The organism is Dissulfurispira sp. (assembly GCF_036745535.1).
Lineage (GTDB): Bacteria > Nitrospirota > Thermodesulfovibrionia > Thermodesulfovibrionales > Dissulfurispiraceae > Dissulfurispira.
Genome location: NZ_DAIOFX010000058.1, coordinates 1 through 9,815, shown reverse-complemented (window position 1 = coordinate 9,815; position 9,815 = coordinate 1). Strand labels below are relative to the sequence as shown.

Here is a 9,815-nt window from a genome sequence, read left to right as displayed (position 1 = left end):
CTTCTCTTATATATTCGGCCTGTTCCGAGGCAGACAGGGTATTATATTTGTTTGTGTCTATATACTCTATCTTGTACTGCTTTTCAAAATCCACCATATGAAGATTCGATATGGTCACATTAGCGTCTGTAACAGACCCGCCGGACGTGCTAGTGTCCTTTGCGGTAAAGGGAGAGCTTATATTGCTGAAGAAATAATTTCCGGTAGAGTTATCGAGCCCGTAGCCGCTCCTGTGGTATTCATTTATTGTTAAAGTAAGGTCTAATGCAAAGGCATTCAGCCTGTTCATAATGGAGGGGATAACGGTCTCCCTTAAATCGATATTCGCCTTTAACTCGCCGCTTGTTATGTCATTGGTGATCTCTTTTATTTCACCCGGCAGATCTATATAAAAATGTATATTGTTTTCTGTATCTGTGGAAACGCTCATTTTATAAGTACTGCCCCCATCGATAATAGGCACCCCACCTATCAGGACGGAATATCTGCCTACATTATCCTCAAATGTGCTGACCTTAACTATTTCATTCAGTCTCTCGATAAGATAATCCCTCCGGTCTTTTAGATCCAATGCACCGGGGGATATAGATATCTTTTCATTCAGATCCGCAATCTTTGCTGCAATGCTGTTTACCTCTACCACGAGGCTCTGGCTGCTCTTGTATAACTCCGTACGTTCATCATCCAGTGACGAATACGCCCTGCTTATACGTGAGGTGAGATATTCGGCCTTTTTAATTAACAGCGTTCTCTGTGCATACCCTTCTGGATTCTGCGATACCTCCTGCCATGCATTGAAGAAATCCGTAATTGCAGGACTTATCCCTGTGTCTGATGCTTCATTAAAGACATTCTCTATTTTTACGATGCCCTTCTCATAGGCATCCCAGTATGAAAAACTCGATTTTTCCGTCCTTATCTGGAGACTGGCAAGGGTATCATACATCCTCTTTATCTCTGTAATCCTGACTCCTCTGCCTGTCATGCCGACAGAGGTTATTGTTCCTGTAGGTATGTTTTCTAAGATAACATCCTGTCTCGTATAACCCGGTGTTGAGGCATTGGCAACATTATGTGCCGTGGTATCGAGTGCCCTTCTTGTCGTCAGCAAGGCGGTTTTGCCGATGTCAAACAGGCCGAGTACAGACATTTATACCTCCACCGATATCTTCCGACGTGCGCTTACATCAAAGTTATTCAAAAAATTGTATGAGGTCTTTATATAATAAAGGGACTTCTCAATCAATATGCTGTTAAATCTGTTAAGCTCTGATATGCTGTGGATTATGGATGTAAACTTGGAGGCTATGCTTGTCAATCTCTCCCTGTAACTGCTTTCTGCCATCCCGGCAACCTCGGATATGGTCTTGTTCTTAAAACCGAGGTTATCCAGTATCTTTTCACGGGTCTCGTCGCATACCCTTATCTGGGTTGTTATAGCCTCTTTGTCACCCAGTAACAGCTCGAGTGCCCTTGGGTCAAGGCTCGCTATAACGTCTTTCTCTTTTTGCAAAAGCTCAACCAGTTGTGTACAGAGGGAAAATTCCTTCTCCAGCACATCAATTAAATCCTCATACAAGTGAGTCAATGATAGCCTCCTTCAAAAGTTTGCCTGCTACCGCCTCGCCTTTGACATCGTAGGTTCCGGCATTGATAGCGTTTTTAATTTCCTCCACGCGGTCTGCCCGTATCTCGGGGAGTTTACTGACCTCCACCTGGAGCCTGCCAATCTCTTTGGCCTTTTCCGAGACTGTTACCTGATCCTTGGATAAAACCTCCTCGGATCTTTCCCCTCCTTTTTCCTTAGGCCTGTCGGGCTTCTGTAAATTAGGCCCAACGACTTCTAACTTATCCGTTATTCTCATCTTCTTATCCTCCTTCTTTTGTTTTTACAGGTCTTATAAGTCTTATAAGACCTATATCTATATATCGGAGGATTTAACCAAAAATTAACCAATCATGCCCGTTGGATCTACCGGCACCCCGTCTTTCCTTACCTCAAAGTGCAGATGGGGACCTGTGGACCTCCCAGATGAGCCTGACAGTGCTAAAACTCTATTTTTATCAACAACATCCCCGGTCTTTACGAGATTTAAAGAATTATGGGCATAAAGGCTGGTCAGTCCGTTCCCATGCTCTATAATCACGCAATTGCCGTATCCGGATAAGAAACCGCTGAAAACAACCCTGCCCGGTGCAGCGGATGGCACGGGGGTACCCTCTGGCATGGCAATATCTATCCCGCTGTGATGCCTCAGCCTTCCATCAATGGGGTCATACCTCAACCCGTATCTTGAAGTCACCTTGCCCACCACAGGAAGTTTGAGCTTTCCGTCCCATGGTAACGGGTTTTGGGATTTTGTATCCTGAATGCCTGCTGATGGGGTCCTTAAAAAGAAATCACCAACGCCTATGCCCCTTTCGGTAATGGACCTGGCAATCTCTGATGTTATATAAGGCATATAGGTCGAAACAGTCCTGTCCTTGCCAAAGGATGTCTGCTCCATCATTATCCTTAAAAACTCGTTCAAAAAAACGGTTTCTATCTGCTTTGCCATGACCTTTGGGTCTGATGAGTCCTTGATTCGGAACTCAGGATTTGGAGTTATGCCTGTTACTGTCTTCACATTATCACCAGTTCTGCCTTAAGACTTCCGGATGTCTTAATTGCTTGCAAAATTGCTACCAGATCCTTTGGCGTTACACCCAGCACGTTGAGCGCCTTGACAAGTTCGCCAATTGTTGTTCCCTTTACCTCTACCAGAGGCGCCTTTTTCTCTTCTGCCTTCATTTCTACCTTTGGAACTATAACCGTTTCTGCTGCGGGAGGGGCAAAAGGAGGGGGTTGAACAACCTCGTATTCAACCTTAATCTCTATGGCAAGTCCCCCATGCGCAAGGGTAATGGGACTGATGGTTACATTGTCGCCAATGACAATTGTGCCTGTCCTTTCATTGATAACAACCCTCGCAGGCACATCCACATCAACATTCATGAGTTCTATTTTTGACATCAAATCCACTACCCTGTTCGCATAGGCATCGGGTACCTTTATGGAGACAACAGAAGGACCCTCGGCCTTAGCAAAGACCCCTCCAAGACCCATATTTATCCTATCCGCAGTCTTTTTGGCAGTTGTGATATCCGGAACGGTCAATAAGAGATCAAGCCTGTTTTTGTCGTTTAATTGCACCGGCACCTCTTTCTCCACAATTGCGCCATTCGGAACCAAACCTGTATTAGGATGGTTCTTAATCGCCTGCGCACCTGCCCCCCCAGCCAGAAATCCGCCGATAGATACAGGGCCCTGTGCAACTGCATAGACGTTTCCATCAGGACCCTTCAAAGGCGTCATTAAAAGAGTTCCTCCCTGAAGACTCTTTGCATCTCCGATGGACGATACATGCACATCCACCTTTGATCCCGGCTTTACCATTGTGGGCAGTTTTGCAGTAACTATTACTGCTGCTATATTCTTTGTCTTTCCCTTTATATCAGCAGCATTGACACTGATCCCCATTCTGGTGAGCATGTTGGCAAAAGGCTGGAATATGTATGTTCCGTCCTTATCGCCTGTCCCGTTGAGTCCGACAACAAGACCGTATCCTATAAGCTCATTTTCCCTTATGCCGGAAAATGTGGCGATGTCCTTTATACGCTCGGCAAATGCCGTAATGCGTAATGCGTGAAGCGTTAAGAGTAAAAATACAATAAATACAAAATTAACGATTCTCTTTCCTTTCACTATTTCCTCCAATCAACATATTCTTATTCTTATTACTCATTACGCACCACCCATTACGATTTTTAAAACGGCCACACCTTATCCAAAAACCTCACCAGCCAGCCCTGTGATTGCTTGTCGTCCAGAACGCCGTCGCCCACAAGGTATATCTGGGCATCAGCCACATACTGCGATGAAATCGTATTGTTCGGGGCTATGTCATCGGGTCTGACGATACCCCTCAATACCAGTATCTCCTTTTCATTATTCACTACGACCTCTTTCCTCGATTCAAGTACAAGATTAGAATTGGGCAGTACCTCAACCACCTTTGCCGTTATAGTTCCCACAAGCTTGCCTTCCCTTGTTGTATCGCCTTTTCCTTTGAAGGCGGATTCAGCATTTCCTTTAGCAGACGGAGAAAACACATTCATGCCTTTATAAAACCCATTCACCATGGGGAGCTTCTGTATGCCGAAATCCGTATTCATGCCGAAAAAGTTCTCCAATCCATAATCACCAGAAGAATCACGGCTCGCATTAGTTGTTGCCTTTTTGGATGCAGTAGACTTTTCGTTAATCAGTATGGTCACAAGGTCATTTACCCTCTTTGCCCTTCTGTCTTCAAAAAGGGATGCGCTGTCCTTCCATAGAGAACCTTCAGGCGAATAAATTTCTTTCTCCTTTGTCTCCACATACCTTGGGGGCATGGGCGCATTTTTTATATCTCTGGCATCCTTGAGGCCGGAACAACCAATAAAGGCAATAGGCAATAGGCAATAGGCAATAGGCAATATTATAATTTTAAATATTGACTCTTTACCTCTCGTTTTTTCTTGCCTCTCGCCCATTGCCTCTCGCCTGTTTCCTTTCATATCTTCACCCTCACTGTATTCGGTGATATTAAGACCCCGCTTACCTCTTTTTTAGAGACATCGCACAATACCTTTGCCACACCACCGACCACGGTGTCATGCCTTAATACCCCATGAGTCGATATAACAACATTGCCCCCTTCCACCACAACATTCACCTTTTGTCCTCTTTTAATGCTCAGCTGATTTGTCAGGTGATCGGCCCTTATAATAACTCCCTGTCCAATATTGTTTTTAAGTATCTTTTTTTCAATATCATTTCTGCCCAGTACAGCAGCAACGGGCAGTTTTGAGCTTTTCTGCTTTACAGCATAAAAATCATCCGCTGTTAGTACAGTCCCCTTTGTAAGGGGTCTTGAGGAAATAAAAACATCCACAAGAACATCATAAGACGCTTCAACAATTATATTTTTTCTACTCATTCTCTTATCTCTAAGGTCAACCATAAAATTCACTTTATTACGGCCAGCATATCCATTCATCGCAACAGTATTGATTTTATAGCCCTCTAAATTTTCTAAAGCATCCATCCCTTCAAGCACCCTCAATCCAGTAATTTCTACGTCCTCGGAAATTGCATTTCTTAGTTCCTTCACTATTGCACGCTTGATATTGTCCATTAAGTCTTGCTGAGCAGCTATAGCTAAAGTAGCCAGCAACCAGTAGCCGGCAGCCAGTATAGTAGCCAGTAGCCAGTAGCCAGTCTTAACTCTTAACTCTTGACCCTTGACTTTCATTTTATCTCCTCAATGCAGCAGCGGTCTGAAGCATCTCATCCGAGGCCTGAACAGCCTTTGAATTAAGGTCATACGCCCTCTGAGCGATTATGAGATTTGCCAGCTCTTCAACGACATTAACATTGGACATCTCAAGGAAGCCCTGATTCAGGCTGCCCCGCCCCTCTGTCCCCGGTGTTCCGGTTGCGGCCTCCCCGGAGGCGTCCGTGGAGAGAAACAGGTTTTTGCCAATTGCCTGAAGTCCGGCGGGATTTATGAATCTTGCTGTCTCGATAGTGCCAATCTCAACAGGCGTGGTACTGCCAGCCTGCAGCACAGTGACGCGTCCATCGGAGGCTATGGTGATTTTGGTTGTATCTGAAGGGATGGTAATTGCCGGTTCAAGGGGATAGCCGTCTGAAGTCACAATCCTTCCGTCCCTGTCAAGCTTAAACGCCCCCGCCCTTGTGTAAGCTATAGTTCCATCAGGCCTCGCAACCTGGAAAAAGCCGTCTCCTTCTATAACGAGGTCAAGGTCGTTGCCGGTATTGATGAAATCTCCCTGCGTGAAAAGCTTTTGCACAGCAACGGGCTTGACGCCAAGACCGATCTGTATTCCTGTCGGCAACTGGACACCTTCTCCTGATGGCGCACCCGGGGCCTTTATTGTCTGATAAACCAGATCCTGAAAATCGGCCCTGCCCCTCTTATAACCAACAGTATTTACATTTGCAAGGTTATTCGATATAACATCCACATTAAGAGATTGTGCATGCATGCCTGTTGCTGCTGTAAAGAGCGACCTGATCATTCCATATACCTCCTTATACTTTTGCTATCTCAGAAACAACCCTCTGCGAAAGGTCTTCAAAGTTTTTAATGACCTTCCGGGCTGTTTCGTACTGTCTTAATGCAGTTATTATGCCAACCATCTCCTGTATTGGATTAACATTGGACATCTCAAGGCTGCCCTGCAGTATCTCGCCCTTGGAAGCACCCGTTTCATTCCCTGAAAATAATGAATCTCCAACATGCTGTATATTATTCAGATTTACGAGCTTAAGTTTGCTTAAGACATTGCCGTTTACATAAATATTCCCGTCAGAAGCTATATTTATATTGGCTATGCTTATATTTTCCCCCCTTATCCTGATAGGTTTATTTGTAGTATCGAGCACCCTCTGTCCGCTTCCGGTAACCAGGAATCCATCCTTATTCATGCTGAAAGAGCCGTTTCTGGTGTAATAGGTCTTGCCTTTGCTTTCAACTGCAAAGAAGCCATCTCCCTTTACAGCAAGGTCAAGGGGGTTTCCCGTGGTCTTTATATTTCCCTCCGATGTATCGATATGATACGCACCATAATAAGTCATTGCCCTTGCATCTGGATAAATCGAGTCCTGTCTTTGAGAAGTGCCTTCCAGCAATGGATAAAGGCGTGAGGAGAATGAGGTCTTCTTGTACCCTGTGGTGCTGGCATTCGCCAAATTATTGGCGACACTGTCCAGTTCTTGACTTCTCAGCACCGCCCCTGTCATTGCAATGTATGTGCCTTTGTACATTCAGCCTTCCCTGTTTTTAGACTTAATTAAGATATTAAGCAATATTAATGCCAATCTAAAAACAGGCAAAGGTAAAGGTTAAGGTAAAGCAAAACAGGTAAAAAACAAAGGTTTTGTTTATGCTTAACCTCTACCTTTGCCTTTACCTGCTTTAATTGTGGTGGGAAATTTTTTCCTGCGGTAGGAAAATTATACCTCTATATCTATGCCCTCTTTTGTCTCTTCTTTGGTCTTTTGGGGAAGCTCTTTTTCTTTTTTGGTTGTTTTTTTAGCCTGTCTCACGACTCTTGTTTTAGGAAAGACATGGGCGACCCCTATGCTCCGTATGCCCGAGATCCTGTAAGGTTCTCTTATGCCTTCATCTCTTGCCATCTTGCCTTTTTTATCGGGCAAAAGTTCAGTTCCTTTACTCCAATACTCCATACTCCAATTTCTTACTCCAGAAGCTGGGCTTTTTGCTCAGTGTATGCCTTCTTTATCTTTTCCTGCAATTCATTGAATTTTTCTTCTGACATGCCGAGATGCTCCAGTTCGATTTTCGAAACATCAACAGGGCGTCTCAAACCAATGCCCATGTTCAGGCAGACTGCATCCGCTATCCTGATGATCTCGCAGAATGTCTCAAAATTGCTGTCTTCAAAGGTAGGAAATGTTTCGGCATGATGATATTCTATAACAATCTCGAGATTTTTAGGCAGTTTCCATTTACGTGCGATGAGGCCGCCCACATTGCAGTGGTTAAACCCGAGCATCTCGTCCTCGACCTCTATAAAAGGCAGTCCTTCTTCATAGACCTTCTCGATAACCACGGAGTATTGCTCCGGCAGGCTGTTGTTAAGAACTGTTTTTCCAACATCATGGATCAGCCCTGCAACAAGTGCCTCCTCTGATTGTACCAGCTTTGTCTCCATGGCGATGATGGATGCTGCAATGGAAACCCCGAGGCTGTGCTCCCAGAGCCTCTGTTCAAAAAGACCGAACTTCCTGTGAATATCCTTCAATGATGCAGCAACCACAAGATTTTTCATGGTGTTAAAGCCAATAAGAATTATAGCCGTAGATATCGTGTCTATGCTCCTGCCGCGGCCGTAATATGGAGAATTTGCAATCCTCAGAAGCCTTGTGGAAAATGACTGGTCACTGGAAATAATCTTTTCGAGCTCGTTTATGAACGAATAGTCGTTATTCATCAGCTGCAAGACCTTCATTGCCACTGCAGGAAGGCTCGGAATATCTACGGTCTCTAAAATAATCTTTTCTAACATCTCTTCCTTCATTGTTATTCCCTAACCGCTTTCGAGCTCCATGAGTATATTTCTAAGCATTTCCAGTTTAAAGGGCTTGTTTATAACCTTTACGCCCTCTTTTTTTATAAATTCATCAAGCCTTTCATTCAGCACAGCGCCGGTAACAATAATAAATCTCTTTGCAAGTTCGCTGTTCATCTCCCTGATCCTGTAATAAAGGCTATCTCCCGTAGCCCACGGCATCATGTAGTCGCAGAATACCGCCCAGTATTTATTGTTAAGAACAGCCTCCATGGATTCCTCGTATGACAGAAACACATCGGCCTCGTATCCGATGTTGTTCAGAAAGATCCTGATCAATTCGGCCACATTGGGTTCATCATCAACCACAAGTATCCTCTTCATATCATCCCCCGCACCGCTTAAGACTGATTATAACAGATAATCCATTATTCGTCACAAAGTCAATATCCCCTCCGTAATTTCTTATCACGGAATAGGCTGTCGAGAGTCCCATTCCAAGGCGGCCGAACTCCTTTGTAGTGAAGAACGGTTCGATAAGCCTGCTGAGGAGTTCCCGTGGCACTCCGGCGCCGGTATCGCTGATTGTAATTATAACATTATCGTTATGTGTCCGGGATTTGACCGTCAATACCCTTTTATCAGCATCGCTCATGGCCTCTATGGCATTGGTTGCAATATTATAAAAAGCCCTGATAACGCCTTCCCGCGCCATTATGGAGGGCTCCGATGCATCGAACTCGGCTGCTACAGACACCCCCTGTTTTCGATCTCTTTCTGTAAAATAGAGAAGGTATTTTTCAGAGCCTCATTGATGGACACGGGATGAAGCGGCGCACTGTCAACGCCTGCAAAGTCCATGAGTATTTTCATCAGTTTACTTATCCTTTCAGTTGCCTCCCTGATCTTCCCGCAGGCCTCTCTAAACCTTTCCTCATCCGAAAAACCTATGTCGGCAGCGAGCTGAACATAGCCGCTTATTATTGCGAGGGGATTGTTTATCTCGTGGGCAAGGCCTGATATAAGCCTTCCCACGGCAGCCATTTTTTCGGAGTCCTTAATCCTTTCCTGCATTTCCGCCACATCGGTGATGTCCCGGATATCCTCGATCGCAAACTGTATAGCGCCCTCCTTGTCCATGAAAGGCGTATAGACTATGTCGTAGATATGCCTCCTCCCCTTTATCGGATGAACATGGGTTACGCTTCTTTGAATCCCATCCTTATAAACCTCTTCTAAATAACACACTTCTCCCATTTCATTGCAGGGTTTGCTATAGGAGTGAACTACCTCCCAGCATTTTTTCCTACGACTTCGTCGCGGCTCAGCCCTGTATCGTTAAGAAACCTCTCATTGACCTCCACGATGGACTTGTTTGGAGATACGATAATCACATAATTCGATATGGAGTCATAGAGCTGCTTGAAATAATTTTTGGCATCGTCCAGTTCCTTTGTAAGCAGATTGATGTCTTTAGCCATTCTGTTAAATGCATCATTCACCCTTTGAAAATCCTCGATATCCACATCAGGGACCCTGCAATCGAAATCTCCGCCGGAAAAACTTTCTGCCGCGGTCACCAACTCCTTCAGCGGCTTTTCCGTCTTTGAAGCAAATATGTACGAGACAATAAAAGAGAAGACGATTAAAAGAAGCATAAATCCCATGAAAAA

The 9,815-nt window shown here is 44.7% G+C and carries 15 protein-coding genes; all 15 read right to left on the bottom strand.

The genetic code is table 11. The annotated features are described in order from the left end of the window. Positions 1-1,150 (bottom strand): flagellar hook-associated protein FlgK (flgK, locus tag V7L97_RS09455; protein ID WP_333655375.1); only part of this gene is annotated, 1,150 nt, incomplete at its 3' end. After that, positions 1,151-1,579 carry a flagellar protein FlgN gene (locus V7L97_RS09450; RefSeq protein WP_333655374.1) on the bottom strand — a complete coding sequence of 143 codons (429 nt, stop codon included), beginning with the start codon at positions 1,577-1,579 and terminating at the stop codon, positions 1,151-1,153. Then, positions 1,572-1,865 carry a flagellar biosynthesis anti-sigma factor FlgM gene (gene flgM / locus V7L97_RS09445; protein ID WP_333655373.1) on the bottom strand — a complete coding sequence of 98 codons (294 nt, stop codon included), beginning with the start codon at positions 1,863-1,865 and terminating at the stop codon, positions 1,572-1,574. Before flgM ends, V7L97_RS09450 begins: the two co-directional genes overlap by 8 nt. 84 nt (positions 1,866-1,949) lie before the next feature. Next, positions 1,950-2,627, bottom strand: a complete 678-nt coding sequence (locus V7L97_RS09440) for a M23 family metallopeptidase (protein WP_333655372.1) — start codon at positions 2,625-2,627, stop codon at positions 1,950-1,952. After that, positions 2,624-3,745, bottom strand: coding sequence for a flagellar basal body P-ring protein FlgI (locus tag V7L97_RS09435; RefSeq protein WP_333655371.1), 1,122 nt, complete (start codon positions 3,743-3,745; stop codon positions 2,624-2,626). Before V7L97_RS09435 ends, V7L97_RS09440 begins: the two co-directional genes overlap by 4 nt. A gap of 62 nt (positions 3,746-3,807) precedes the next feature. Continuing rightward, a complete protein-coding gene (locus V7L97_RS09430) occupies positions 3,808-4,599 on the bottom strand; it encodes a flagellar basal body L-ring protein FlgH (protein WP_333655369.1) in 792 nt (263 codons plus the stop codon). Then, on the bottom strand, positions 4,596-5,336 hold the full coding sequence (gene flgA, locus V7L97_RS09425) for a flagellar basal body P-ring formation chaperone FlgA (protein ID WP_333655368.1): 741 nt from the start codon (positions 5,334-5,336) through the stop codon (positions 4,596-4,598). The genes V7L97_RS09430 and flgA overlap by 4 nt, the downstream gene beginning before the upstream one ends. A gap of 1 nt (position 5,337) precedes the next feature. Then, on the bottom strand, positions 5,338-6,126 hold the full coding sequence (flgG, locus tag V7L97_RS09420) for a flagellar basal-body rod protein FlgG (protein WP_333655365.1): 789 nt from the start codon (positions 6,124-6,126) through the stop codon (positions 5,338-5,340). A 13-nt stretch (positions 6,127-6,139) separates the two neighbouring features. Beyond that, positions 6,140-6,874 (bottom strand): flagellar basal-body rod protein FlgF, encoded by a 735-nt coding sequence (gene flgF / locus V7L97_RS09415; protein ID WP_333655363.1) that lies wholly within the window; start codon positions 6,872-6,874, stop codon positions 6,140-6,142. 189 nt (positions 6,875-7,063) lie between these two features. Then, the gene (locus tag V7L97_RS09410) at positions 7,064-7,267 is read right to left on the bottom strand and encodes a hypothetical protein (protein WP_333655360.1); all 204 of its coding nucleotides are present in this window, start codon (positions 7,265-7,267) and stop codon (positions 7,064-7,066) included. 41 nt (positions 7,268-7,308) lie between these two features. Beyond that, on the bottom strand, positions 7,309-8,139 hold the full coding sequence (locus V7L97_RS09405; protein WP_333655357.1) for an HDOD domain-containing protein: 831 nt from the start codon (positions 8,137-8,139) through the stop codon (positions 7,309-7,311). 21 nt (positions 8,140-8,160) lie between these two features. Beyond that, on the bottom strand, positions 8,161-8,526 hold the full coding sequence (locus tag V7L97_RS09400) for a response regulator (RefSeq protein ID WP_333655354.1): 366 nt from the start codon (positions 8,524-8,526) through the stop codon (positions 8,161-8,163). Between the two features lies 1 nt (position 8,527). Next, positions 8,528-8,899 carry a sensor histidine kinase gene (locus V7L97_RS09395; RefSeq protein ID WP_333655351.1) on the bottom strand — a complete coding sequence of 124 codons (372 nt, stop codon included), beginning with the start codon at positions 8,897-8,899 and terminating at the stop codon, positions 8,528-8,530. Next, positions 8,890-9,390: a histidine kinase dimerization/phospho-acceptor domain-containing protein gene (locus V7L97_RS09390; protein WP_333655348.1), complete on the bottom strand. Its 501-nt coding sequence runs from the start codon at positions 9,388-9,390 to the stop codon at positions 8,890-8,892. The genes V7L97_RS09395 and V7L97_RS09390 overlap by 10 nt, the downstream gene beginning before the upstream one ends. 38 nt (positions 9,391-9,428) lie before the next feature. Then, the coding region (locus tag V7L97_RS09385) for a HAMP domain-containing protein (RefSeq protein WP_333655345.1) at positions 9,429-9,815 on the bottom strand (387 nt) is incomplete at its 5' end.

Excerpts from the sequence above, each read along its gene's own strand:
- flgG (WP_333655365.1), bottom strand. The coding sequence starts at position 6,126 with ATGATCAGGTCGCTCTTTACAGCAGCAACAGGCATGCATGCACAATCT.
- V7L97_RS09400 (WP_333655354.1), bottom strand. The coding sequence starts at position 8,526 with ATGAAGAGGATACTTGTGGTTGATGATGAACCCAATGTGGCCGAATTG.
- flgA (WP_333655368.1), bottom strand. The coding sequence starts at position 5,336 with ATGAAAGTCAAGGGTCAAGAGTTAAGAGTTAAGACTGGCTACTGGCTA.
- V7L97_RS09430 (WP_333655369.1), bottom strand. The coding sequence starts at position 4,599 with ATGAAAGGAAACAGGCGAGAGGCAATGGGCGAGAGGCAAGAAAAAACG.
- flgF (WP_333655363.1), bottom strand. The coding sequence starts at position 6,874 with ATGTACAAAGGCACATACATTGCAATGACAGGGGCGGTGCTGAGAAGT.
- V7L97_RS09405 (WP_333655357.1), bottom strand. The coding sequence starts at position 8,139 with ATGTTAGAAAAGATTATTTTAGAGACCGTAGATATTCCGAGCCTTCCT.
- flgM (WP_333655373.1), bottom strand. The coding sequence starts at position 1,865 with ATGAGAATAACGGATAAGTTAGAAGTCGTTGGGCCTAATTTACAGAAG.